Source organism: Lutibacter litoralis, from assembly GCF_014646675.1.
Classification (GTDB): Bacteria; Bacteroidota; Bacteroidia; order Flavobacteriales; family Flavobacteriaceae; genus Lutibacter; species Lutibacter litoralis.
In genome coordinates, this window is sequence record NZ_BMNS01000007.1 from 220,630 (window position 1) to 244,567 (window position 23,938).

The following is a 23,938-nucleotide window of genomic DNA, read 5'->3' on the forward strand; positions in this document are numbered from 1 at the left end:
AATTAAAATGAAGAACATTTTAAAAATAACAATAGCATTGGCTTTTTTATTTAGTTTATCATCTTGTTGGGGTGATAAATCTAAGCCAAATTACCAATATATGCCAGATATGTACAAATCAGTTGGGTATGAAACCTATACTGAAAACCCTAATTTTTCAAACGGAATGACAACGCAACTTCCAGTTGAGGGAACTATTGCCAGAGGAGATGTTCCTTATGAATATGAAAATACAAATGAAGGTTATGAGGCTGCGAAAATAGATCTTAAAAATCCTTTAGAACTTACTGAAGCTAATTTAGATAATGGAAAAAAAATGTATGATATTTATTGTATGTCTTGCCACGGAAAATCTGGAGCAGGAGATGGAGTATTGGTACAAAGAGAAAAGTTTTTAGGAATTCCTAATTATAAAGATAGAGAGATAACTGAAGGAAGTATTTATCACGTAATTATGCATGGTAGAAATTTAATGGGGTCTCATTCGTCTCAATTAACCACTAAGGAACGTTGGCAAGTTACTATGTATGTGCAACAACTTAGAACCGAATTATTAAAATAACACTTTTACTAAGATAGAAATTAAAGATATGTATACCTTTTCAAGTAAATTAAAAACATTTTCTTATGCCTTAATGATAGTAGGTATTTTAGGTGTTGCTTACGGTTTTTTTACTACACCAAGTTCTGTAGAAGATGTTAAAGTAATGCTTCAAGAGAGTCATGATACTCATGGTGAAGTTGCTACAGCACATGACAGCGATGCACATTTAGATGATTCTAATTCACACGATTCTGCGCATTCCGATGATACACATGCAGAGCACGTATATCACCTATTAAAGAACAAACCTTGGTCAGCATTATATGTTGCACTATTTTTCTTTTTTATAATTTCACTAGGAACATTAGCGTTTTATGCAATACAACACGCTTCTCAAGCAGGTTGGCCAGTAGTTTTATTTAGAGTAATGGAGGCAATAACGGCCTATTTACCAATAGGTGGAATTTTATTATTTGTATTTTTTGTGTTGTCATCATTACATTTAAATCATTTATTTGTTTGGATGGATCCTGAAGTTGTGGCGCATGATGAATTAATTCAAAATAAAACTGGGTATTTAAACGTACCATTCTTTTTAATTAGAGCTGCAATTTATATGGCAGGTTGGATTTGGTATCGTCAACATTCAAGAAAGTTAACTTTAGCTCAAGATAATGCTACTGATTTAAGCAATTACACAAAATTGTTTAAGCGTTCAGCGGCCTTTTTAGTATTCTTTTTAGTAACAGAGTCTATGATGTCTTGGGACTGGATAATGTCTTTAGACCCACATTGGTTTAGTACCTTATTTGGATGGTATCTTTTTGCAAGTATGATAGTTTCTGCAATAACTACTATAGCATTAGTTTCTATATATTTAAAAGGAAAAGGGTATTTAGAATTTGTAAACAATAGCCATTTACATGATTTGGCAAAATTTATGTTCGGATTTAGTATTTTTTGGACATATTTATGGTTCTCTCAATTTATGTTAATTTGGTATGCAAATATTCCAGAAGAGGTTACCTATTTTGTTACAAGGTTTAATGATTATAAAATTCCATTTTTAGGAATGTTAGTTTTAAATTTTGTTTTCCCTTTATTAGTTTTAATGAATAGTGATTACAAACGTGTAAACTGGTTTATAGTTACAACTGGTATTGTAATATTAATAGGACATTACGTAGATATTTTTGTAATGATTATGCCAGCAACGGTTGGAGATCAATGGTATTTTGGAATTTCAGAAATAAGTTCGGCATTATTAGTTTTAGGAATATTTATTTATGTTGTATTTAATGCATTATCAAAAGCTCCATTATTAGCAAAAGGAAGTCCTTTTATAAAAGAAAGTGAACATTTTCACTACTAATTAATAAAATATTCTCATAGAAAAGAGTCCTGAATACAAATTATTCAGGATTTTTTTTATATTTGGCACAACTAAAAAAATCTAAATTAAAAAAATGACAGCATTACTTTATATTTTACTGGCAATTGTTGTAGCAGTAGCTATCTGGCAAGTAACGAGTATTCTAAATTTTAAAAGTGTAATTGCAACTGAAAAAGATAATAACACACAAGGTATTTTATTTGCAGTTTTTGGAGTATTCTTTTACGGATTAATGATCTTTTCTTTTGTAAAATACTCAATAATTTTACTGCCGGATTCGGCATCTGTAGAAGGAGAAAGTTACGATACTTTGTATATGGTTACAATGGTATTAATATTGGTAGTTCAAGCAATTACACAATTTTTACTCTTTTATTTTGCTTTTAAATATAGAGGAATAAAGGACAGAAAAGCATTATTTTATGCAGATAGTCATAAATTAGAATTAATTTGGACTGTAGTTCCTGCAGTTGTTCTAGCAGGTTTAGTACTTTATGGATTATCTGTTTGGGTTGATGTTATGGATCCTTCAGATGCAGAAAACCCATTAATTGTTGAAGTGTATGCAAAACAGTTTTCTTGGGAAGCTCGTTATGCAGGAGAAGATAATGAATTAGGTTTAGCGAATGTTAGAAACATAAAGGGAATTAACACAATGGGTGTTGATATGTCCGACAAAAATGCATTAGATGATATTCCTGTACGCGAATTACGTTTGCCAAAAGGAAGAAAAGTAATTTTTAAATTCCGTTCTCAAGATGTATTGCACTCTGCATATATGCCGCATTTTAGAGCACAAATGAATTGTGTTCCAGGTATGGTAACTCAATTTGCTTTTACACCTTCATTAACAACTGAAGAAATGCGATTGAACGATAAAACAATTGCTAAAGTTGATGGGATTAATAAAATACGAGCAGAAAAAGGGGAGGACACGTATGAGTTCGACTACTTACTTTTATGTAATAAAATTTGTGGTTCTTCTCATTACAATATGCAAATGAAAATTATTGTTGAAGAAGAAGAAGATTTTAATGCCTGGATAAAAAATCAAAAAACAATGGCGCAAGTTGTGCAATAAATTAACTAACTACTATACTACTAAATTAAAAATAGATTATGTCAGATCATCATCATAAAGAAACATATATTACTAAATACGTTTTTAGTACTGACCATAAAATGATTGCAAAACAGTATTTAGTTACTGGTATTTTTATGGGTGTTATCGGTGTATTTATGTCCATGTTATTTCGTTTGCAAATTGCTTGGCCAGATAGATCGTTTACTATTATTGAAGCTTTTTTAGGGAACCATCAAGACGGTGGGGTTATGTCTCCAGATATTTACTTGGCCTTAGTAACAATACATGGTACCATTATGGTTTTCTTTGTATTAACCGCGGGTTTAAGTGGAACGTTTAGTAACTTATTAATTCCATTACAAATTGGAGCCCGTGATATGGCTTCAGGTTTTTTAAATATGGTTTCTTATTGGTTATTCTTTTTATCGAGTGTAATAATGGTTATTTCACTTTTTGTTGAAGCAGGACCGGCTTCTGCAGGTTGGACAATTTATCCACCCTTAAGTGCATTACCGCAAGCAATTCCAGGTTCTGGAATGGGTATGACACTTTGGTTAGTATCAATGGCAATATTCATAGCATCCTCTTTAATGGGAGCTTTAAATTATATAGTAACGGTTCTTAATTTAAGAACTGTTGGTATGAAAATGACAAGATTACCATTAACAATTTGGGCGTTTTTTGTAACAGCTATAATTGGAGTAGTTTCGTTTCCAGTATTATTATCAGCGGCTTTGTTGTTGATTTTTGATAGAAGTTTTGGAACGTCATTCTTTTTATCAGATATATTTATTCAAGGTGAAGTATTGCATTATCAAGGAGGATCCCCAGTTTTATTTGAACATTTATTTTGGTTTTTAGGGCATCCTGAAGTATATATTGTAATACTACCAGCAATGGGGATCGTATCTGAAATTATTGCTTGTAACTCTCGTAAACCAATATTTGGATATAGAGCTATGATTGGTTCTATTATCGCAATCGCATTTTTATCGACAATTGTTTGGGGACATCACATGTTTGTTTCTGGGATGAATCCATTTTTAGGTTCTGTTTTTACATTTACAACATTACTAATTGCAATTCCATCAGCAGTAAAAGCATTTAACTGGATTACTACCATGTGGAAAGGAAATATTCAAATGAATACGGCAATGCTCTTTTCAATTGGGTTTGTTTCTACATTTATTTCTGGAGGTTTAACAGGATTAGTGCTTGGAGATAGTGCCTTAGATATTAATGTACATGATACTTATTTTGTAGTTGCCCACTTTCATTTAGTAATGGGAGTTTCTGCAATTTATGGTATGTTTGCAGGTGTATATCACTGGTTTCCTAAACTATTTGGTAGAATGATGAATAAAACATTAGGATACTGGCACTTTTGGATAACTGTTGTTGCTGCTTATGGAGTTTTCTTCCCGATGCATTTTGTAGGTTTAGCAGGGTTACCTCGTAGGTATTATGCAAATACAGCTTTTCCTTTATTTGATGATGTAGCTGATGTAAATATTGTAATTACAATGTTTGCAATATTAGGTGGTGCAGCTCAGATTATTTTCTTAGCAAATTTCTTTATTAGTATTTATAAAGGTAAAAAAGCAACTCAAAACCCATGGAAATCCAATACTTTAGAATGGACAACTCCGGTTGAACATGTTCACGGAAATTGGCCTGGAGAAATTCCAGCGGTGCATAGGTGGGCTTACGATTATAGCAAACCTGGACATGAAGAAGATTATGTATTACAAACAACACCACTAAAAGAAGGGGAAGAAGAATCTTAACTTTAATTTATAAAAAAAAGCCTTTTCAATTAATTGAAAAGGCTTTTTTTAGTACGTAATGTTATTATTCAACAATTGCTAACGGTTTTGTGTTTTTCCAATTTCCTCTTGTAAAATCAGGGAACAATTGAGAACTTCCATGTTCTGCAACTGAAGCTTCACTTAACGGTGAAACTGCGCTCCAAAAACAACCTTCATACACATTTTGATCTAATGGTAGTCCATTTCTTAAACATTCGATAATACGGAAAGTCATTAAATAATCCATACCACCGTGTCCGCCATTCTTTCTAGAGATTTCTCCCATACGTTTGTACAACGGATGTTCATATTTTTCAAAAATAGCTTCTAATTTTTCTCCTTCTGCCCATTGATGGTGATTTTCAGTAATACCTTCAACACCGCCTTCTAACACTATTCTTGTAGGGAAGCCAGTTAAAGTCCCTTTGGTTCCTTGAATTAGGTTGTGTCTAGAATATGGACGTGGACTTGTTTCGTCCCATTGCACCATAATTGTGCGTCCCATTGCAGTTTGTATAATAGAGGTGCTAATATCACCTCCTTTAAAATCTAATTGATTCCATTTGTGAGTGGCGTCAAAATTTTTCTTTGCATATATATTTCTACCTTTTCCTGGGGAAGACATAGAAACAATACGATTAAAATTATCTTCACCTCTTGCTAAGTTCATGTATTGAGCAACGGGACCTAAACCATGCGTTGGGTATAAATTCCCGTCTCTATTTGCATAATGTGGAGTTCTCCAAGAACCTGTTCCGCGCTCAACTTGATGCATCTGTCCTTTTAATTCGTGTATGTATGAGGCTTCACCGTGCAATAATTCACCTAAAACACCTTGTCTACACATATTTAGATATAATAATTCTTCACGTCCGTAGTTTACGTTTTCAAGCATCATACAATGCTTTTTAGTTTTTTCAGAAGTATCAACAATATCCCACATTTCTTTAATGGTTAGAGCAATTGGTACTTCTACCATGGCATGTGCTCCTTTCTTCATTGAATAAATAGCCATTTCCGCATGTTTTTTCCAAGGGGTGCTTATAAAAACGAGATCTGGTTTTTCTTTCTTGAGCATTTTTTTCCATTCATTTTCCCCTCCAGTATATAGTGCGATTTCAGTATGTCGTTCTCCTGCACCAATTTTTTTGCAATTATTTGCAGTATTCGTAGCCCAATCATCATATAAATCACAGATTGCAACTATTTCAGTACCTTCAATATTAGCGGTTCTTGTCGCATGTCCAGAACCTCTTGCGCCAACACCAATAAAAGCACAGCGAACAGTTTCTAATTTAGGAGCAGCAAAGTCTCCCATATAAGTTGCTCCAAAAGCAGGTGAAAAATTAAAATTACTAGCATTTAAAAAACTAGGTAAAAATGCTAAACCCGCTCCAGCAATGGAAGATTTTTTTAGGAAGTCTCGTCTATTAGAATTCATGTGTAATGTTTATAATACGTTAATAAACGTAAAATTAACAATTATTTTTGGTAGTTCACAAATTTATAAGTCAATAAAGCCTTTTTTTAGTTTAAATGACAGTATTTTTAGAAATGTTTAATTTAAGTATTGTCACTAATTTTTTTATATCTTCGTGCAACTAAAGTTGTGTTGTCAATATGAATGAAAACTTGAATCCAGATAAAGAACATTATTCTCCAGAAGAATTAGACGTAGAAAAAAAACTGCGTCCATTAACTTTTGATGATTTTACGGGGCAGGAGCAAGTTTTAGAAAATCTAAAAATTTTTGTTGAAGCTGCTAATTTACGTGAAGAAGCTTTAGATCATACTTTATTTCACGGACCTCCAGGTTTAGGTAAAACTACTTTAGCACATATTTTAGCAAATGAGTTAAATGCTGGCTTAAAAATTACTTCAGGACCTGTTTTGGACAAGCCTGGTGATTTAGCAGGTTTATTAACTAATTTAAGTGAGCGAGATGTATTATTTATAGATGAAATTCATAGGTTAAGTCCAATTGTTGAGGAGTATTTGTATTCTGCAATGGAAGATTACAGAATTGATATAATGATAGAATCTGGGCCTAATGCACGCACCGTTCAAATAGATTTAGAACCATTTACCTTAATTGGAGCTACAACGCGATCTGGATTATTAACTGCGCCAATGCGCGCACGTTTTGGGATAAGTAGCAGATTACAATATTATAAGAAAGAATTACTAACTACTATAATACAAAGAAGTGCAGCTATTTTAAAAATGCCTATAGCTATGGAGGCAGCTATTGAAATTGCTGGAAGAAGTCGTGGAACTCCAAGAATTGCAAATGCGTTACTTAGGAGAGTGCGCGATTTTGCACAAATAAAAGGAAACGGAACAATAACTATTGAAATTGCAAAGTTTGCTTTAAACGCTTTAAATGTAGATGCCTTTGGGTTGGATGAAATGGATAATAAAATATTAATAACCATCATAGATAAATTTAAAGGAGGTCCAGTAGGTATTAGTACGTTAGCAACTGCGGTTGGTGAAAATTCTGAAACTATTGAAGAAGTTTACGAGCCCTTTTTAATACAAGAAGGATTTATTATGCGGACTCCTAGGGGTAGAGAAGTTACACATTTAGCATATCAACATTTAGGAAAAATAAAAGGTGATTCTCAAGCGGAATTGTTTTAAACTATAAGTGACTTATATCACAAAACTAAAAATATATCATCTTACTTTTGTTATTGCATAAAACTCTAAATTTATACTAATGAGTTTACATAAAATATTTCCTTTTTTACGTTGGCTTCCTTTAACTAAAAAAACGTGGAAAGATGACCTAATTGCGGGTGTTACAGGCACAATTATTGTTATTCCACAAGCTGTAGCTTTTGCTATGATTGCAGGATTACCTCCAATTTATGGTTTTTACACAGCTATGATTACTCCAGTTATTGCAGCCTTATTTGGATCATCTTATCATCTAATTTCTGGACCTACTACTACAGGATCAATTGTTGTATTTGCTATAATAAGTAAATTTGTAACTCCAGATTCCGATTTGGAAGCATTTGTCTCTTTAACCATACTTTTGTCGTTTATGGCTGGTGTAATTAAATTAGTAATGGGGCTGGCTAAGATGGGAAAATTAGTAAATTTTGTTTCATATACTGTTGTTATTGGGTTTTCTGCAGGAGCAGGAATTTTAATTGCATTTAAACAATTAAAACATGTATTTGGAATAAATGTTCCACAAGGAAGTTCATTTTATGAAATTATTGCATATATAATCTCACATATTAAAGAAACAAATTTATATGTATTAGGGGTGGCAATAGGAACGCTTTTAATTGCGCTTCTCATTAAAAAGGTTAGATATATTTCTAGATTAAATATGCTTTTTGCAATGATTTTAGGAAGTGTTTTGGCTGTTGTTTTAGGAGGAAATCTTCATAGTATTGAAACAATTGGAGATGTTCCTTCTAATTTACCACCTTTTAAAATACCAGATTTTAATTTTGAAGATATGCGGATGCTAACTTCAGGAGCAATTACCTTGGCTTTAATTGGTTTAGTTGAAGCAGTTTCTATATCTCGGGTTATTTCACTAAGCTCTCATCAAAAATTGAATAATAATCAAGAGTTTGTAAGTCAGGGTTTAACAAATATTATTTCTAGTTTCTTTTCATCGTATGTTAGTTCGGGATCTTTTTCACGTTCGGGTGTAAATTATCAAGCTGGTGCAAAAACGCCTTTAGCAGCTATAGTATCAGCTATTGGGTTATTATTAGTAGTGTTGTTTTTTGCAACGTATGCTTCGTATTTAGCAAAACCTGCTATGGGCGGTATTATTTTGCTAGTTGGTTATAATTTAATTGACTTTAAACGTATTAAGCAAATTGTAAAAAGTAGTAAGCGAGAATTTATTGTGCTTTCAGTGACCTTATTAGGGACGTTATTTTTAGAACTAGAAACAGCACTGTTTTTGGGTATTCTTATTTCATTATTTTTTTACTTGGAGAAAACTTCAAAACCAAATATTGCAATTGTTGGAAAAAATCAAGACAATAAGTTTTTTAATATAATTAGAGATGCTACCACCAAAGAATGTCCACAATTAAAAATGATAAGAATAGATGGTTCAATTTATTTTGGAGCTGTAGATGGTATTTCTAAATATTTTACAGATTTATATGAAAAGAACGATCAAAAATATTTATTAATTCTTGCAAATGGGATTAACTTTATAGATATAGCTGGGGCAGAATGGTTGTCGCAGGAAGTTTTAAAATGGCGAAATAGGGGAGGTGGAATTTATTTTGTAGGGTTAAAATTAATTAGTCAAGATGTGCTTCAAAAAGGTGGATTTGCAAAAATTATTAAAGAAGAAAACTTTTTTAAAGATAAAAATACAGCAATAGCCACAATTTTTAAGCATCTAGATAAACAAGTTTGTTCAGAGTGTAAGGTTAAAATTTACGATGAGTGTAGCTAAAATTTTTAAAAATGAATTTTAAAAAATACATACCAATTTTAGACTGGCTCCCAAATTATAAAAAGGCGTGGTTTAAAGGTGATTTAGAGGCCGGTTTAACTGTTGGAATTATGTTAATTCCGCAAGGAATTGCTTATGCCATGATTGCGGGTTTACCTCCAATTTATGGATTATACACAGCAATGATTCCACAAATTGTGTACGCTATTTTTGGAACATCACGTCAATTAGCTGTTGGTCCTGTTGCCATGGATTCTTTAATAGTTGCTTCTGGGGTTGCGGCATTAGCACAAATTGGAACAGAAAACTTTATTGAATTTGCCATTCTTTTAGCTTTTATGATGGGTTTTTTACAAGTTGTTTTCGGTTTTTTTAAATTGGGTTTTTTAGTAAATTTTTTATCAAGGCCCGTTATAAGTGGGTTTACATCAGCCGCAGCTTTAATTATTGGTTTAAATCAATTAAAACATTTGTTGGGTGTTCAAATTTTACGAGATAATAAAATTCATACTTTAGTTTTTGATGCTTTTCAGCAATTAAGAGAAATAAACTGGCTCACTTTTGCAATCGGTGTTTCTTCAATATTAATCCTAGTTTTTTTAAAACGCCTAACAACTAAAATTCCTGCTGCATTGGTAGTTGTAGTATTGGGTATTGTATCGGTTAGAGTATTTCAATTAGAGCAATTTGGAGTTCAAATTTTAGGTGAAATTCCTAAAGGGTTACCTGAATTTACAATTCCTAAATTTGAAAAAAATACGCTGATTGATTTATTCCCAATAGCGTTAACACTATCTTTTATTGCTTTTTTAGAAGCAATTTCAGTTGCGAAAGCCATTGAAATTAGACATAGCAATTATAAAGTAAATCCAAATCAAGAATTAATAGCAATAGGTTTAGGAAATATTGTAGGTTCTTTCTTTCAAACATATCCTGCAACAGGAGGCTTATCTAGAACTGCGGTTAACAATCAAACTGGAGCAAAAACACCATTTGCTGCAATTATTTCAGGGTTAATTGTTGGTATAACATTACTATTTTTAACACCAGTTTTTTTCTATTTACCAAAAGCTGTACTTGGAGCAATAATTGTAGTTGCGGTTTATGGATTGTTAGATTTTTCAATGCCAAAGGAATTGCTAACCTATTCAAAAAGAGAACTATTAATTTTAAATATTACATTAATTGTTACTGCTACAGTAGGTATAAAGGAGGGGATATTTATTGGAATAATTTTGTCTTTAGCAATGTTAATTTATAGAAGTACAAAACCACATTTTGCAGTTTTAGGACAAGTGAGATCCACCCATTTTTACAGAAATATAAATCGCTTTGAAGGATTACTAAAGATCGCGGATGATATTTTAATAGTGAGGTTTGATGCCCAATTATACTTTGCAAATGTGTCATTTTTTAAAGACAAATTAGATGAGTTTGTAAATGAAAAAGGATCTAAATTAAAACTTATAATTATTGATTGGGAAAGTATAAATAGTGTTGATAGTTCTGGTATTTTTATGTTGAAAGACGTTATAAATAAGTATAAAAATATGGGGGTAGAAATTGCTTTTAGTGGAATGAAAGGACCTGTTAGAGATATTTTAGATAAAAGTAAAATTATTAAAAAAATAGATTATTCTAACTGTTTTATGAGTATTCAAGAGGCAGTAGATGCATTTGAAGATCGAAAAAAAAATAAAGAAATTGAGGTGAAATATTTCGATTTTATCAATCAAACAAATGGTTAAAAAAATCTAAATTTTATAGATAATGTAACCTCGATTACAAATAGATATTCACAATCTTGTAGATTTGAAGAAAGAGAAATAAGTTTAACAAAATAAAAATCAGATAATTATGAAAGTAGAGCAATTGTTTACGGGATGCTTGGCAGAGATGGCTTACTATATCCATTCAAATGGAGAAGCAGCAATTATTGATCCTTTAAGAGAAACTGAACCATATATAGAAATGGCAAAAGCTGATGGAGCTAAAATTAAATATGTATTTTTAACTCACTTTCATGCAGATTTTGTTTCTGGTCAAGTAGATTTAGCAAAAAAGACAGGTGCTACCATAGTTTTTGGTCCAAATGCAAATCCAAATTATGATATTCATCAAGGTAAAGATGGAGAAGAATTTAAAATAGGAGCCTTAACGCTTAAATTATTACACACACCTGGTCATACTATGGAATCTTCATCTTATTTATTAATAGATGAGAAAGGAAATAAACCGTATGTATTTACTGGAGATTGTTTATTTATAGGTGATGTTGGAAGACCAGATTTAGCGGTGAAATCCGATTTAACACAAGAAGATTTGGCGGGTCATTTATTTGATTCTCTTCGAAATAAAATTATGACATTACCAGATGATATAATTGTATATCCAAACCATGGAGCGGGTTCAGCTTGTGGAAAAAATATGAGCTCAGAGACTTTTGATACGCTCGGAAATCAAAAGAAAACAAATTATGCTTTAAGAGCGGATATGACAAAAGAAGAATTTATTAAAGAAGTTACTACAGGTTTAAAACCAGCACCACAATACTTTGGAAATAATGTAAGAATGAATAAAGGTATTAATACAAGTATTGATGAAATTTTAAAAAGAGGAACAACTCCAATTGATGCAGATTCGTTTAAAGAAATGAGCGAACAAGAAGATATTTTAGTTGTTGACACACGTTCAAAAGAATTGTATACTGAAGAAGGTACAGTTCCTGGTGCTTGGTATATTGGAGTCGAAGGCGGTTTTGCGCCATGGGTAGGAGCATTAATTAAGGATATTAATCAGAAAATAATTTTTATAGCAGAAGAAGGAAGAGAACATGAAGTTGTTACTCGTTTTTCTCGTGTGGGTTATGATAATGTACGGGGTTATTTGCGTGGAGGAATTCACTCTTGGTTAGCAGCTGGACATAAAGTTGATAAAATAGGCTCTATTTCTGCTATAAAATTTGCGAATAAACTAAAAGAAGGAGCCAAGGAAGTGTTATTGGATGTTAGAAAAGAGTCGGAATACCAATCTGAACATGTCAATGGGGTTGAAAATTTTCCATTAGATTATATTCATACAAATTTTGCTGAAATTAAACCGGATAAGGAGTATGTTTTACATTGTGCAAGTGGTTATCGCTCTTTAATTGCAGCATCAATTTTTATGGCTAATGGCGTTAAAAACGTAACCGATGTTAGAGGTGGTTTTAAAGATATAAAAGATACAGGGGTGGAACTTACCGAATATGTTTGCCCAACAACATTGCTTTAGAATGTTCTTTTTTAATTTAATATTTAGGGAGTTTTTAACTCCCTTTTTTATGCATTTTATTTAAAATTCGTAACTTTAGTTACTACAAACTAATAATTGAAACCATAGCTTTGCAAAAAAAAATAGAGCACATGAAGACTACACTAAAACTATCACTATTAATTTTTATTTCAATCTTAACTTTAAGTTGTAATACTAAAAACAATTCTAAAACTGATAATCAGTTGGGAGAAATTAAGCATATTTCTGCTTTAGAATTTAAAGAAAAATCTAAAAACAATACCATTGTAGATATTAGAACTCCGCGCGAATTTACCCAAGGTTATATTGAAGGAGCAATTAATATTAATTATTATGATAAAACATTTTTAGAACAAGTAGCTAAACTTGATAAAAGTAAACCAATTTATATTTATTGCAGATCGGGAAGTAGAACTTCATCTGCAGCAAAAAAACTTAAAAATTTAGGATTTATAGAAGTAAATGATTTAGAGGGAGGTATTATAAGTTGGGCTAGAAATCAATATAAAATAGTGAAATAATGATGTTAAAAAAAATTACAATACTTTTTGTTGTTGCAACTTTATTCTCTTGTAACAATGGTTTTTCTGAAAAGGAAAAAGAAGAATACACATTAAAAGGTAAAGAGATTGCACAGGCCTCATTTAAAGCATTAAGTACAGAATTGATGGCGCAAATGAAAGCTGGTGGGCCAGCACAAGCAGTACCTTTTTGCAAAGAACAAGCTGGACCTATTTTAAACGAAGTAGCATCAAAATATAATGTTACAATCGTAAGGTCTTCAGACCAATTAAGAAGTTGTAAAATAGAACCTACTGAAAGAGAGTTAGATATTATAAATAATTATAAAAATTCTGTTGCCAAAAATAAAGAGCTAAAACCAATTATCGAAATTGATGCAACAAATAATAAACATTTTTACGCACCAATAATTGTAAAAGCTAACTGTTTGGTTTGTCATGGTAAAGTAAATGAAACAATGTCTGTTAAAACAGATTCAATCATAAAATTAACATATCCTTTTGATATTGCAACAGGTTATAGTGAAGGTGATGTTAGAGGTGTTTGGAGTATTACATTTAATGAATAATAGCTAATATCATTATCAGCAGAACAAATAAGAATGATACTATTTATTAAGGTTTTATTATATTTCAAATTGTTTATTTTTTTAAACTAAATTTGAAAGTATTGAAGATTGTAGTTGGAAGGCATTCTTAAAATTACATAAATTAATTAAAAAATATAAAATGACTATACTAGAAATATTAAATTTAAAATGTGGTGGATGTGCTAATTCTATAAAAAAGGGAATGTTAGCCATTGAAGGAGTAACTGAGGTTTCAGTAGATTTGGAAACTTCTAAAGTAACAATAAATTCAGAAGATGTTACTGTATTAATAAATGTTAAAAGTAAACTAGCTTCCATGGGATATCCTGAAGTGGGTGATGCAAATACAATAATTCATAAAGCAAAATCTTTTGTAAGTTGTGCAACTGGCAGAATGACTTCTGAGACAGAGTAATTATAGAACTTAATATTATAGCATATTACTTTTTTATAAACTTATAATAGCCAGCCATAAAAAGCCCATAAAATAGTGAGGCTAATAAAAGTTGACCAACAAATCGGTACCAGGTTTCTGGTCCAAAATAATCTGTAATCATTTGATTAAAACTTCCAGACCTCAATATTTTTAACCCAATTTTCACTATTGAAAACAATACCAAAAATGCGGCCCCAAATCTGAGGGTTAGATGTAAAAATGTTGCTTTTTTATATTGATTCATGTTATTTTAGTTTTTTATTGTTATGATGTCGATCGTGATCACGCTCCGTTTTAATATCCATTTTTTTATCAAAAGCAGCTTGTAAATCTATACCAGTTTGGTTCGCTAAACATAAAACTACAAAAACAACATCTGCCAATTCTTCTCCTAAATCTTTGTTTTTATCGCTTTCTTTTTCACTTTGCTCACCATATCTTCTTGCTATAATCCGAGCAACTTCGCCAACTTCTTCTGTTAATTGCGCCATATTAGTTAATTCATTAAAATAACGAACGCCGTGTTCCTTAATCCAAGTATCAACTATTAGCTGTGCGTTTTTTATATTCATTTTTTGGTGTTTTTATTAATATTCAAAGGTAATGAAGTTCTTAGAATATCTTTCTATTTCAAATACTTCAAAAAATCTTCCCTAAAAATTTCATCAGCACCTAAACTTTCTAAATGAGGGTTATAAACCTGACAATCAATTAGCTTGTAATTTTCTTTTTCAAGTTTCTGAACCAAATAAATAAATGCTAATTTTGAAGTATTACTTATTTTGCTAAACATACTTTCTCCACAAAAAACAGTTCCTAAATCAATGCCATATAAGCCGCCAACTAATTCATTTTCGAGCCAAACCTCTACAGATTTTGCAATTCCTTTTTCGTGTAATTTTAAATAAGCATCTTGCATTTCGTCAGTGATCCATGTTCCTCCTTGACCATCTCTTTTAATGGTTTTACAATTTGAAATAACCGCTTTAAAATTCTTATTAAATGTAATTTTAAACTCATTTTTACGGATTATTTGCTTCATGCTTTTTGAAATTTTTAAATCCTTTGGAAATAAGACCATCCTTAAATTTGGACTGTACCAAATAATGGGCTCTCCAGGATTATACCACGGAAAAATTCCACTTTTATAAGCTAGTAATAAACGTTCTAAAGACAAGTCTCCACCAATGGCCAATAAACCATCTTTATCTGCTAGATGAACAGGAGGAAACACCAAATCTTTTGAAAGTAAAAACATGTATTTTTAATTTTTTACAAATATACTGAAACAAAAAAAGAGAAAAACTTTCGCTTTTCTCTTTTAAATAATATTTAAACTTCCTTAAAAAGGTAAGTCATCTGGTTCGTTATCATCAGTTTTTGAAATTGTTTCAAGATTGTCTAATGGTGCCATAGGCGGAACTTCTTGACCTCCTTCAGCTTGCACAGCCTCAATTCTCCAACCTTGTATTGAATTAAAATATTTAGCAACACCTTCTGGATTAATCCATTCTCTACCTCTTAGGTTTATAGACACTTTAACATCTTGCCCAACTTGATAATTATTTAATAAATCACATTTATCTTGAATAAATTCTATCATTAACATTTGTGGATATTGCTCGTTTGTAGTAACAACCAATTCTCTTTTTCTGAAACCACTTGCTCCAAACGTTTGTGTTTCATTAATTAATTTAATTTTTCCAGTAACTTCCATATTTCAAATTTTTTCATTAAGGGTGCTAGAACACACCAATTCTTTTCATTTTATCCTAAATAGATTTCACAAATGTAATTTTTTTAGAACATCAAACCCAATATATTACTTATCTTATTTTGTAAACTTATTAACATCAAAAAAAAGTTTGGTTAAAATTATTACTTTTAATAATAAGGTTTTAATTTTTCAGTTATATACAACATATATTCTATATTTGACTAATGGCTTCATACAAAAACGTACAAATAATTCGTTGGGCTGTAATAATAACTTCATTTATTATTGTAGCACTTATTTTATGGAATACCTATGATTTTTTTCAGAAGTTTAAAAACGAAGAACGTGCTAAAATGGAAATTTTAGCGGGTGCATATGAGCGATTTGATACATTCGATTTAAATGCTGATTTTTCTTTGGAAGATAAGATTATTGGGAAAAATAACAATATTCCAATGATTATTACAGAACAAGATAGTATTACTTTATGGGCTAATTTAGATTCTGTTAAAACAAAAAAGATGGATTATTTAAAAAAGCAATTGGCTATTATGAAAGGTCAAAATGCTCCTTTAATAGTTAGTCATAAACGGGGAAATACGAGTCAGTTTATTTATTACAGAGATTCTGATTTATTAACTAAATTAAAGTATTATCCTGTAGCCTTAATTCTTATTTTATTTTTATTTGCCAGTGTAATTTATTTATTTTTTAAGTCGAATAAAGTCGCCGATCAAAATAAACTTTGGACTGGTATGGCTCGAGAAACTGCGCATCAAATAGGAACACCGTTATCATCTTTATTAGGTTGGATTGAAATTTTACGACTTGAGAATACAGATGAAAACACTGTGCAAGAGATTGAGAATGATGTTAATAGGCTAAATATAATTGCAGAACGTTTTTCAAAAATTGGATCAATTCCAGTTTTAAAAAAGCACAATATTGTAAAGGCAACTAAAGATTCTTTTAATTATTTAGAATTGAGAAGTTCTAAACAGGTTGAATTTAAATTTAAAACGTCTAATCTCGAAATCTTCAGTAGTATTAACATTCAATTGTTTAGTTGGGTTATTGAAAATCTTATTAAAAACGCTATTGATGCTATGGAGGGGAAAGGTAAAATAAACCTTTCTATTTCAGAAGATGATAAACACGTTTTTATTAGAATAATGGATACTGGAAAAGGAATTTCTAGAAACCTACAACAGAAAATATTTTCACCTGGTTTTACTACTAAAAAACGCGGTTGGGGATTAGGATTGTCTTTAGCAAAACGCATTATAGAAGATTACCACAATGGTAAAATAAGTGTGTTAAAATCTGAATTAAAAAAGGGAACTACTTTTTTAATAGTGTTAAAAAAATAAGCTTAAAGATTTGCAGCAATTGCTTTCGCAGTCTTTTCAAATTCTTCAGGTAATAGTTTTACTTTTTTTATAAATTGAATGTCTTCCATTTTCTGTAACGGAATTAAGTGTACGTGTACATGAGGAACTTCCAGTCCAATAACACTCAATCCAATTCTCTCACAAGGAATCACTTTTTCAATAGCGATAGCAATTTTTCTTGAAAAAATCATCAGTTGATTATACGATTCCTCGTCTAAATCAAAAAGTTTATTTACTTCTTCTTTAGGAACGACTAATGTATGTCCTTTTGCATTTGGATTAATATCTAGAAACGCATAGAATTTCTCATTTTCTGCTACTTTATACGAAGGAATTTCGCCATTAATTATTTTTGTGAATATAGAACTCATACAATCAATTTTAATCAAAAATAAGAAACCCTTCTCAATTTGACAATTGAAAAGGGTTTTAAACGTATTTAATTTATAGTACTATCTAGAAATTTCTAAAATTTCAAAATTTAAAATACCACTTGGCACCTGAATATCAGTAACTTCACCAACTTTTTTACCAAGTAGTCCTTTGCCGATAGGAGAGTTTACTGATAATTTTCCTTCTTTAATATTTGTTTCAGAATCTGCAACTAAGGTATATTTAAATTCCATGTTATTTGCAGTATTCTTTAGTCTTACTTTTGAATGGATTAATATTTTAGAAGTATCTAATTTAGACTCGTCTATAATTCTAGCATTAGAAATAACTTCTTTAAGTTTTGCTATTTTTAATTCTAAATGAGATTGTTCTTCTTTTGCAGCATGGTATTCGGCATTCTCGCTTAAATCACCTTTATCTCTTGCTTCGGCAATATCATTACTAACCCTTGGGCGTTCTACATGTTCTAAATGATCTAAATCTTTCTTTAGATTTTTCATTCCTTCTTCAGAATAATACGAAATTTTACTCATAACTTATCATTTTAATAAATACAAAAAATCCCACAACTGAAAGCCAGAATGAGATTTAAGACAAAGATACGAAATATTTGTAAATTGCAACCGTTAAACCAGTAAAGGTACCTTATAATTATGCGCAAATTGCTTGTATTGTTTTTAGTATTATTATTTATTTCTTGCGAAAAAAATGAGACAAATGATATTTTACCAGAAATTAGTTTTAGCGTAACTGTAAATTTAAATTTACCACAATATATAGACCTTCAAGTTCCAAGTGGCTGGGCATATACCAGTGGCGCAATACAAGGTATTATTATACAAAATACGGGTATTGGAAACCCTCCTTTTAAAGCTTTTGAAAGAGCCTGTCCAAATTATGATTGCACAACTCCCATGGTTTTTGATGGAAGCCTTAAGCTTAAATGTACTTGTGATAATAGCGAATATAGCATTTATGATGGTTCACCCCAAACTTCTGGAAATAGACATTTTGCAAGAGAATATAGAGTTGTTAAAAGTGGTTCAACCCTAAATATTACAAACTTTTAACATTAGATGCCTATTAAATTAAAACAGATTACTATTTTTGTCCGAAAGCATAAAAAGTGAAAAATTATTTCTCATCAGATTTTAAGTTAGGAGTTCTAGGCGGAGGCCAATTAGGTAAGATGTTGTTAACTGAAACTCATAAATTCGATATTTATACTGCTATTTTAGATGGTGCTGCAGATGCCCCGTGTGCACAAATTTGTAACGAATTTCACCAAGGAAACTTGCTAGATTTTGATACTGTTTACAATTTTGGAAAAAAGGTTGATTTATTAACTATTGAAATTGAACATGTTAACATTGACGCTCTTTTAAAATTAGAGCAGGAAGGATTAGAAGTATATCCGCAACCGAGTGTTTTACAATCAATTCAACATAAAGGAAAACAAAAAGATTTTTTTGTAAAAAACAATATTCCAACTTCACCTCATAAGCGTTTTTCTTCATTAAATGAATTAAAAAAGGAAGGCTTAAAATTTCCTTTTGTATGGAAGTCTGCTCAATTTGGATATGATGGTACAGGTGTTAAAATTGTAAAAAATCAAGATGATTTAAATGTTTTAGCAGATACCGATTGTATTGTTGAAGATTTAATTCCATTTAAAAATGAATTGGCAGTTATTGTTGCTCGAAATAAAAGTGGTGAAATAAGAACCTATCCAGTAGTTGAAATGGAATTTCATCCAGAAGCCAACCAGGTAGAATATGTTGTTTGTCCTGCTAGAATTTCTAATGAAGTTGCAGAAAAAGCAACAAACGTTGCATTAAAAGTTGCAGCATCTTTTAAACATATTGGTTTATTAGCTGTTGAATTATTTCAAACGGAAGATGATAAAATTTTGGTAAATGAAGTAGCTCCAAGAACGCATAATAGTGGTCATTATAGCATTGAAGCATCTTATACCAATCAATTTGAACAACATGTTAGAAGCATTTTAAACCTTCCTTTAGGAAGTACAGCTAGTAAAGTTGCTGGAATTATGGTAAATTTGGTAGGAGCGGAAGGGTTTTCGGGAGATGTTATTTATGAAAATATGGAGAAAATTCTAAATATGGACGGCGTTACACCTCATATTTATGGAAAAAAACAAACGAGACCTTTCAGAAAAATGGGACATGTTACGATTGTAAATAATAATCTAGATGAAGCACGCAAAATTGCTGAAAATGTAAAAAACACGATTCGAGTTGTGAGTTATTAGCAACATTCAACTTTTAAACCTTTTAACTGATTATGAGTAAAGTAGGAATAATAATGGGAAGTGATTCAGATCTTCCAGTTATGCAACAGGCAATAGATATTTTAAAAAGCTTTGATATTGAAACTGAAGTTGATATAGTTTCAGCACATAGAACACCAGAAAAACTATTTACATACTCTAAAAATGCGCATTTAAGAGGGATTTCGGTAATAATTGCTGGAGCTGGTGGCGCTGCTCATTTACCTGGAATGGTGGCTTCAATGAGTCCATTGCCAGTAATTGGAGTACCCGTAAAGTCTAGAAATTCAATTGATGGTTGGGATTCAGTTTTATCTATACTTCAAATGCCAGGAGGAGTTCCCGTAGCAACAGTTGCACTTGATGGAGCACTTAATGCAGGTATTTTAGCCGCACAAATTATAGGTAGCTCAAATAAAACTGTACTTGAAAAGATGTTACTTTACAAGGAGAATTTAAAAACAAAAGTTATTAAAGCTTCTGAAAATCTTAAAAACAAATTATAATAAAATACCTGTTTTGGGTTTATTAACTGCTCCATTTTTATTTTTGTAATTAAATCCTGGTGCAAGTGTATTAAGTTTTAACATTTTATTTTTAATTTTCATTGTAAGTGTTTTTTTAGTTTTTTTAAAAATAGATTTCATAATTGTATCTATTAAAATTAAATGGACTATTCTCTTACATTTATCTATATAATATAACGTTCCTTTGCAGTAAATAGTATCTAATATAAAAATAAAACGCTTTTATTTTTATATTAGATTTTACTAAAAAACCAGTATAAATAATACCTTTGTTTATAAAAAAGACTCTATCTCAATTATGAAAAACCCATTATTAGAAAAATTTAATACAGTATACTCATCTGCTCCTTTTTCAAAAATTAAAAATGAACATTTTAAACCTGCATTTATTGAAGGGATAAAAATTGCAAAAGAAGAAATTGACCAAATAGCAAATAACGAAGATCCGCCTACTTTTGAGAACACTATTGAAGCACTAGAGTTTTGTAGCGAAAAATTAGATAGAATTTCAAGTGTTTTTTTTAATTTAAATAGTGCGGAAACTAATGATGAGATTCAACAAATTGCACAGGAAGTTTCGCCAATGTTATCTGAATTTTCAAATGACATAACTTTAAACGAGAAAATATTTAAGAGAGTACAGTTTCTTAACAACATTAAAGAAGAACTTAATTTATCAATTGAACAAGATATGCTTTTATCTAAGAAGTATAAAAGTTTTACTAGAAACGGTGCTAATTTAGAAATCGATAAAAAAGATGAATTAAGGAAAATTGATACAGAACTTTCAAAATTAAAATTAAAATTTGGAGAACACGTTTTAGCAGAAACCAATGCTTTTGAGTTGCATTTAACTACCGAAGATCAATTAGCGGGTTTACCAGAAAGTGTTATTGAAGCGGCAGCAATTAACGCTAAACATAAAAATAAGGATGGTTGGGTAATTACATTAGATTATCCTAGTTACGTTCCATTTATGATGTATGCAGAAGATAGAAATTTAAGGAAAAAATTAGCTATTGCTTTTGGAGCCAAGGCGTTTAAAAATAACAAATACGATAATCAACAAATTGTTTTAGATATTGTAAACTATAGACATAAAAGAGCTGTTTTATTGGGTTACAAATCCCACGCACATTTTGTTTTAGAAGAAAGAATGGCGCAAACCCCTGAAAATGTCAACACATTTTTAAATGATATTTTAAAAAAAGCATCACCTGCTGCTAAAAAAGAATTTACTCAACTCACAGAGATTGCAAAGAAAGATGGGATTGAGAAACTTGAAAAATGGGATGGTTCTTACTATTCAGAAAAATTAAAGAAAGAACTTTTTGATTTAGAAGAGGAGAGACTAAAACCTTATTTTAAATTAGAAAATGTAATTGCTGGGGTTTTTCAGATTTCAACCAAATTGTACGATTTACAGTTTGAAGAAATAACAACCATAGACACCTACCATAAAGATGTAATAACATATAAAGTTACAGATACTTCAGGTAACTATATAGCTATCTTGTATGCAGATTTTTTCCCAAGACCAGGTAAACGAAATGGTGCATGGATGACTACTTTTAAAGGGCAATGGGTAAAAAATGGAGAAAATTCTAGACCTCATATTTCCATAGTATGTAATTTTACAAAACCAACAGAAACAAAGCCCTCATTATTAACTTTTAATGAAGTTACTACATTGTTTCATGAGTTTGGTCATGCTTTACACGGAATGTTGGCAGATACCACCTATCCAAGTTTATCTGGAACAAATGTATATTGGGATTTTGTTGAACTTCCGAGTCAATTATTTGAAAATTGGTGCTACCAAAAAGAAGCCTTAAATTTATTTGCTAAGCATTTTGAAACAAATGAATTAATACCAATGGAATTAATTGATAAAATTAAAAGATCTTCAAACTTTTTAGAGGGGATGCATACGGTGCGCCAAATTAGCTTTGGACTTTTAGACATGAATTGGCATAGTAAAAACCCATCTGAGATAAAAAATGTAAAAGAATTTGAGTTAACCTCGTTTAAAAATACTAACCTCTATCCAGATATTAAAGAAAACTGTATGAGCACTTCCTTTTCGCATATTTTTCAGGGAGGTTATTCTTCTGGATATTATTCTTATAAATGGGCTGAAGTATTAGATGCAGATGCTTTTGCGTTGTTTTTAGAAAAAGGTATTTTTGACAAAGAAACTGCAAGAAAATTTAAATCTTTTGTTTTAGAAAGAGGAGGTACGGAAAACCCTATGAAACTATATAAACTTTTTAGAGGTAAAAAACCAGACAACACAGCCTTGTTAAAGAGGGCTGGTTTGCTCAAATAATTGAAAATTCATAAAAAATAAATACTCCTAAATTTAATTTAAACAGTATAGGTTTTCCATACAATAGTATTGAAATTCCATATAAAAGGGTTGTAAAATCATATAAACGGTGTTTTATTGCAAATAAATGGTATATTATTTGTTTGGGAGGGTATTTAAACCTATATTTGTTGAGTAATTAATTCATAACCCCAATGATTATCATGAATTTATTTTTAACAAACACCCCAATATTCAAAAACGACAACAGGTTTATTCTTTATAGATAGAACTTGTTGTTGTTTTTTTTAGCCCCAAACCCCAAATAAATTAACCCCAACCTTATAAAACCCCACAAAAATGAAACGATTCTCTTTTTCCTTTGTAATAGTTTTATCATTATTGTGTTCTTGTTCTCCAGCAGATGATGACATTAATTTATTTGAATCAAGTAAAATTGAAGAAACATCAATTAACGTAGAATACTCAGATATTGAAACTGAAATTTTAAATTTGGTAAATAAGTATAGGGAGACGAATAATTTAAGTACTCTTAAAGTTTTAAATATTATTTCTAAAGAAGCGGATACTCATACAAGCTATATGATTACTAAAGGAGAAGTGAGCCATGCTAACTTTAATCTAAGGGCTCAGAACTTAATCAAAAATGCAGGAGCAAAATTTATTTCAGAAAACGTTGCTTATGGATACAGCTCGGCACAAGCAGTTGTAAATGGTTGGATTAACAGTTTAGAACATAAAAAAAATATAGAAAATCCTGATTTTACTCATTTTGGTATCTCAACAGAATCTGATGATAATGGTAGAAATTATTTCACTCATATTTTTATAAAAAAATAAATAATATTTAGAGAAGTGCCACGGTACATTTTTTTTTTGAAATAATAAAATTTCACTTAATCTTTTAATTGTAAACAGCAAGTTTAATTGATTACAAAAGAAAACCTCTTTTAAAATATTGAAAAGATCATTAAAAAATAAAAGTGTTAATCATATTTTATGATTAACACTTTTATTTTAATTTCAACTTCATAAACAATAAAGGTGAAATAATAACAACTTTTAAAAGTATTTTATAATAAATAATAAGCAGCCGTATATAATTTCTTGAAAAAATTGTCGTCCCCACAACGGTAGTAGAATCCAAGTAAATGCATAGTGCGACTGCCTTTTT

Annotated in this window: 25 protein-coding genes; 17 read left to right on the forward strand and 8 right to left on the reverse strand. The window is 30.6% G+C overall.

The window, feature by feature from the left end; translation table 11 throughout:
* Window positions 1-7: 7 nt before the first annotated feature.
* The 4 genes from IEW75_RS12520 (at window position 8) to IEW75_RS12535 (ending at window position 4,808) form a co-directional block, all read left to right on the forward strand.
* Entirely contained in the window at window positions 8-562 is a 555-nt protein-coding gene (locus IEW75_RS12520) for a c-type cytochrome (protein WP_134248894.1), read from the forward strand.
* A gap of 28 nt (window positions 563-590) precedes the next feature.
* Window positions 591-1,916, forward strand: coding sequence for a quinol:cytochrome C oxidoreductase (locus IEW75_RS12525; RefSeq protein WP_134248893.1), 1,326 nt, complete (start codon window positions 591-593; stop codon window positions 1,914-1,916).
* Window positions 1,917-2,010: 94 nt separating this feature from the next.
* Window positions 2,011-3,018 carry a cytochrome c oxidase subunit II gene (locus IEW75_RS12530; protein WP_134248892.1) on the forward strand — a complete coding sequence of 336 codons (1,008 nt, stop codon included), beginning with the start codon at window positions 2,011-2,013 and terminating at the stop codon, window positions 3,016-3,018.
* A gap of 38 nt (window positions 3,019-3,056) precedes the next feature.
* The gene (locus IEW75_RS12535; RefSeq protein WP_134248891.1) at window positions 3,057-4,808 is read left to right on the forward strand and encodes a cytochrome c oxidase subunit I; all 1,752 of its coding nucleotides are present in this window, start codon (window positions 3,057-3,059) and stop codon (window positions 4,806-4,808) included.
* Between the two features lie 64 nt (window positions 4,809-4,872).
* On the opposite strand, the gene IEW75_RS12540 is transcribed toward IEW75_RS12535, so the two are convergent.
* Complete coding sequence (locus tag IEW75_RS12540) at window positions 4,873-6,270, reverse strand: Gfo/Idh/MocA family oxidoreductase (protein ID WP_134248890.1); 1,398 nt, start codon at window positions 6,268-6,270, stop codon at window positions 4,873-4,875.
* A 179-nt stretch (window positions 6,271-6,449) separates the two neighbouring features.
* On the opposite strand from IEW75_RS12540, the gene ruvB reads away from it, so the two are divergent.
* The 7 genes from ruvB to IEW75_RS12575 all read left to right on the forward strand — a co-directional run bounded on the left by ruvB (window position 6,450) and on the right by IEW75_RS12575 (window position 14,096).
* Window positions 6,450-7,472, forward strand: coding sequence for a Holliday junction branch migration DNA helicase RuvB (gene ruvB / locus IEW75_RS12545; RefSeq protein ID WP_134248889.1), 1,023 nt, complete (start codon window positions 6,450-6,452; stop codon window positions 7,470-7,472).
* Between the two features lie 79 nt (window positions 7,473-7,551).
* Window positions 7,552-9,276 (forward strand): SulP family inorganic anion transporter, encoded by a 1,725-nt coding sequence (locus IEW75_RS12550; RefSeq protein ID WP_134248888.1) that lies wholly within the window; start codon window positions 7,552-7,554, stop codon window positions 9,274-9,276.
* Between the two features lie 11 nt (window positions 9,277-9,287).
* Window positions 9,288-11,024 carry a SulP family inorganic anion transporter gene (locus IEW75_RS12555; protein ID WP_134248887.1) on the forward strand — a complete coding sequence of 579 codons (1,737 nt, stop codon included), beginning with the start codon at window positions 9,288-9,290 and terminating at the stop codon, window positions 11,022-11,024.
* A 109-nt stretch (window positions 11,025-11,133) separates the two neighbouring features.
* Complete coding sequence (locus IEW75_RS12560; protein ID WP_134248886.1) at window positions 11,134-12,549, forward strand: MBL fold metallo-hydrolase; 1,416 nt, start codon at window positions 11,134-11,136, stop codon at window positions 12,547-12,549.
* A 131-nt stretch (window positions 12,550-12,680) separates the two neighbouring features.
* Window positions 12,681-13,091 carry a rhodanese-like domain-containing protein gene (locus tag IEW75_RS12565; RefSeq protein WP_134248885.1) on the forward strand — a complete coding sequence of 137 codons (411 nt, stop codon included), beginning with the start codon at window positions 12,681-12,683 and terminating at the stop codon, window positions 13,089-13,091.
* Window positions 13,091-13,660: a c-type heme family protein gene (locus IEW75_RS12570; RefSeq protein WP_134248884.1), complete on the forward strand. Its 570-nt coding sequence runs from the start codon at window positions 13,091-13,093 to the stop codon at window positions 13,658-13,660. The genes IEW75_RS12565 and IEW75_RS12570 overlap by 1 nt, the downstream gene beginning before the upstream one ends.
* Before the next feature lie 160 nt (window positions 13,661-13,820).
* On the forward strand, window positions 13,821-14,096 hold the full coding sequence (locus IEW75_RS12575) for a heavy-metal-associated domain-containing protein (protein ID WP_134248883.1): 276 nt from the start codon (window positions 13,821-13,823) through the stop codon (window positions 14,094-14,096).
* A 25-nt stretch (window positions 14,097-14,121) separates the two neighbouring features.
* Here IEW75_RS12575 and IEW75_RS12580 read toward each other — a convergent pair whose 3' ends face one another.
* The 4 genes from IEW75_RS12580 to IEW75_RS12595 all read right to left on the reverse strand — a co-directional run bounded on the left by IEW75_RS12580 (window position 14,122) and on the right by IEW75_RS12595 (window position 15,834).
* On the reverse strand, window positions 14,122-14,361 hold the full coding sequence (locus tag IEW75_RS12580; RefSeq protein ID WP_134248882.1) for a hypothetical protein: 240 nt from the start codon (window positions 14,359-14,361) through the stop codon (window positions 14,122-14,124).
* 1 nt (window position 14,362) lies between these two features.
* Window positions 14,363-14,689 carry a nucleotide pyrophosphohydrolase gene (locus IEW75_RS12585; RefSeq protein WP_134248881.1) on the reverse strand — a complete coding sequence of 109 codons (327 nt, stop codon included), beginning with the start codon at window positions 14,687-14,689 and terminating at the stop codon, window positions 14,363-14,365.
* Window positions 14,690-14,742: 53 nt separating this feature from the next.
* Window positions 14,743-15,375 (reverse strand): leucyl/phenylalanyl-tRNA--protein transferase, encoded by a 633-nt coding sequence (gene aat / locus IEW75_RS12590; RefSeq protein WP_134248880.1) that lies wholly within the window; start codon window positions 15,373-15,375, stop codon window positions 14,743-14,745.
* An 84-nt stretch (window positions 15,376-15,459) separates the two neighbouring features.
* Window positions 15,460-15,834, reverse strand: a complete 375-nt coding sequence (locus IEW75_RS12595) for a DUF3127 domain-containing protein (protein ID WP_134248879.1) — start codon at window positions 15,832-15,834, stop codon at window positions 15,460-15,462.
* Between the two features lie 224 nt (window positions 15,835-16,058).
* On the opposite strand from IEW75_RS12595, the gene IEW75_RS12600 reads away from it, so the two are divergent.
* The gene (locus IEW75_RS12600; RefSeq protein ID WP_134248878.1) at window positions 16,059-17,204 is read left to right on the forward strand and encodes a sensor histidine kinase; all 1,146 of its coding nucleotides are present in this window, start codon (window positions 16,059-16,061) and stop codon (window positions 17,202-17,204) included.
* 2 nt (window positions 17,205-17,206) lie between these two features.
* On the opposite strand, the gene IEW75_RS12605 is transcribed toward IEW75_RS12600, so the two are convergent.
* Both IEW75_RS12605 and greA read right to left on the reverse strand, forming a co-directional pair.
* On the reverse strand, window positions 17,207-17,596 hold the full coding sequence (locus IEW75_RS12605) for an HIT family protein (protein ID WP_134248877.1): 390 nt from the start codon (window positions 17,594-17,596) through the stop codon (window positions 17,207-17,209).
* A gap of 81 nt (window positions 17,597-17,677) precedes the next feature.
* On the reverse strand, window positions 17,678-18,151 hold the full coding sequence (greA, locus tag IEW75_RS12610; RefSeq protein ID WP_134248876.1) for a transcription elongation factor GreA: 474 nt from the start codon (window positions 18,149-18,151) through the stop codon (window positions 17,678-17,680).
* A gap of 120 nt (window positions 18,152-18,271) precedes the next feature.
* Here greA and IEW75_RS12615 point away from each other — a divergent pair, with 120 nt between their 5' ends.
* The 3 genes from IEW75_RS12615 to purE are packed head-to-tail and all read left to right on the forward strand — an operon-like array spanning window position 18,272 to window position 20,414.
* Window positions 18,272-18,688, forward strand: a complete 417-nt coding sequence (locus IEW75_RS12615) for a phosphoribosylaminoimidazole carboxylase (protein WP_134248875.1) — start codon at window positions 18,272-18,274, stop codon at window positions 18,686-18,688.
* 56 nt (window positions 18,689-18,744) lie between these two features.
* On the forward strand, window positions 18,745-19,890 hold the full coding sequence (locus IEW75_RS12620) for a 5-(carboxyamino)imidazole ribonucleotide synthase (protein WP_134248874.1): 1,146 nt from the start codon (window positions 18,745-18,747) through the stop codon (window positions 19,888-19,890).
* 32 nt (window positions 19,891-19,922) lie between these two features.
* Window positions 19,923-20,414 carry a 5-(carboxyamino)imidazole ribonucleotide mutase gene (gene purE, locus IEW75_RS12625; RefSeq protein ID WP_134248873.1) on the forward strand — a complete coding sequence of 164 codons (492 nt, stop codon included), beginning with the start codon at window positions 19,923-19,925 and terminating at the stop codon, window positions 20,412-20,414.
* On the opposite strand, the gene IEW75_RS12630 is transcribed toward purE, so the two are convergent.
* Window positions 20,409-20,555 (reverse strand): hypothetical protein, encoded by a 147-nt coding sequence (locus IEW75_RS12630; protein ID WP_158283803.1) that lies wholly within the window; start codon window positions 20,553-20,555, stop codon window positions 20,409-20,411. The genes purE and IEW75_RS12630 overlap by 6 nt on opposite strands.
* A 178-nt stretch (window positions 20,556-20,733) precedes the next feature.
* On the opposite strand from IEW75_RS12630, the gene IEW75_RS12635 reads away from it, so the two are divergent.
* Both IEW75_RS12635 and IEW75_RS12640 read left to right on the forward strand, forming a co-directional pair.
* A complete protein-coding gene (locus IEW75_RS12635) occupies window positions 20,734-22,764 on the forward strand; it encodes a M3 family metallopeptidase (RefSeq protein ID WP_134248872.1) in 2,031 nt (676 codons plus the stop codon).
* Window positions 22,765-23,103: 339 nt separating this feature from the next.
* Entirely contained in the window at window positions 23,104-23,604 is a 501-nt protein-coding gene (locus tag IEW75_RS12640) for a CAP domain-containing protein (protein WP_134248871.1), read from the forward strand.
* Window positions 23,605-23,938 lie beyond the last annotated feature (334 nt).

Excerpts from the sequence above, each read along its gene's own strand:
- IEW75_RS12520 (WP_134248894.1), top strand. The coding sequence starts at position 8 with ATGAAGAACATTTTAAAAATAACAATAGCATTGGCTTTTTTATTTAGT.
- IEW75_RS12525 (WP_134248893.1), top strand. The coding sequence starts at position 591 with ATGTATACCTTTTCAAGTAAATTAAAAACATTTTCTTATGCCTTAATG.
- IEW75_RS12530 (WP_134248892.1), top strand. The coding sequence starts at position 2,011 with ATGACAGCATTACTTTATATTTTACTGGCAATTGTTGTAGCAGTAGCT.
- IEW75_RS12535 (WP_134248891.1), top strand. The coding sequence starts at position 3,057 with ATGTCAGATCATCATCATAAAGAAACATATATTACTAAATACGTTTTT.
- IEW75_RS12540 (WP_134248890.1), bottom strand. The coding sequence starts at position 6,270 with ATGAATTCTAATAGACGAGACTTCCTAAAAAAATCTTCCATTGCTGGA.
- ruvB (WP_134248889.1), top strand. The coding sequence starts at position 6,450 with ATGAATGAAAACTTGAATCCAGATAAAGAACATTATTCTCCAGAAGAA.
- IEW75_RS12550 (WP_134248888.1), top strand. The coding sequence starts at position 7,552 with ATGAGTTTACATAAAATATTTCCTTTTTTACGTTGGCTTCCTTTAACT.
- IEW75_RS12555 (WP_134248887.1), top strand. The coding sequence starts at position 9,288 with ATGAATTTTAAAAAATACATACCAATTTTAGACTGGCTCCCAAATTAT.
- IEW75_RS12560 (WP_134248886.1), top strand. The coding sequence starts at position 11,134 with ATGAAAGTAGAGCAATTGTTTACGGGATGCTTGGCAGAGATGGCTTAC.
- IEW75_RS12565 (WP_134248885.1), top strand. The coding sequence starts at position 12,681 with ATGAAGACTACACTAAAACTATCACTATTAATTTTTATTTCAATCTTA.
- IEW75_RS12570 (WP_134248884.1), top strand. The coding sequence starts at position 13,091 with ATGATGTTAAAAAAAATTACAATACTTTTTGTTGTTGCAACTTTATTC.
- IEW75_RS12575 (WP_134248883.1), top strand. The coding sequence starts at position 13,821 with ATGACTATACTAGAAATATTAAATTTAAAATGTGGTGGATGTGCTAAT.
- IEW75_RS12580 (WP_134248882.1), bottom strand. The coding sequence starts at position 14,361 with ATGAATCAATATAAAAAAGCAACATTTTTACATCTAACCCTCAGATTT.
- IEW75_RS12585 (WP_134248881.1), bottom strand. The coding sequence starts at position 14,689 with ATGAATATAAAAAACGCACAGCTAATAGTTGATACTTGGATTAAGGAA.
- aat (WP_134248880.1), bottom strand. The coding sequence starts at position 15,375 with ATGTTTTTACTTTCAAAAGATTTGGTGTTTCCTCCTGTTCATCTAGCA.
- IEW75_RS12595 (WP_134248879.1), bottom strand. The coding sequence starts at position 15,834 with ATGGAAGTTACTGGAAAAATTAAATTAATTAATGAAACACAAACGTTT.
- IEW75_RS12600 (WP_134248878.1), top strand. The coding sequence starts at position 16,059 with ATGGCTTCATACAAAAACGTACAAATAATTCGTTGGGCTGTAATAATA.
- IEW75_RS12605 (WP_134248877.1), bottom strand. The coding sequence starts at position 17,596 with ATGAGTTCTATATTCACAAAAATAATTAATGGCGAAATTCCTTCGTAT.
- greA (WP_134248876.1), bottom strand. The coding sequence starts at position 18,151 with ATGAGTAAAATTTCGTATTATTCTGAAGAAGGAATGAAAAATCTAAAG.
- IEW75_RS12615 (WP_134248875.1), top strand. The coding sequence starts at position 18,272 with ATGCGCAAATTGCTTGTATTGTTTTTAGTATTATTATTTATTTCTTGC.
- purE (WP_134248873.1), top strand. The coding sequence starts at position 19,923 with ATGAGTAAAGTAGGAATAATAATGGGAAGTGATTCAGATCTTCCAGTT.
- IEW75_RS12630 (WP_158283803.1), bottom strand. The coding sequence starts at position 20,555 with ATGAAATCTATTTTTAAAAAAACTAAAAAAACACTTACAATGAAAATT.
- IEW75_RS12635 (WP_134248872.1), top strand. The coding sequence starts at position 20,734 with ATGAAAAACCCATTATTAGAAAAATTTAATACAGTATACTCATCTGCT.
- IEW75_RS12640 (WP_134248871.1), top strand. The coding sequence starts at position 23,104 with ATGAAACGATTCTCTTTTTCCTTTGTAATAGTTTTATCATTATTGTGT.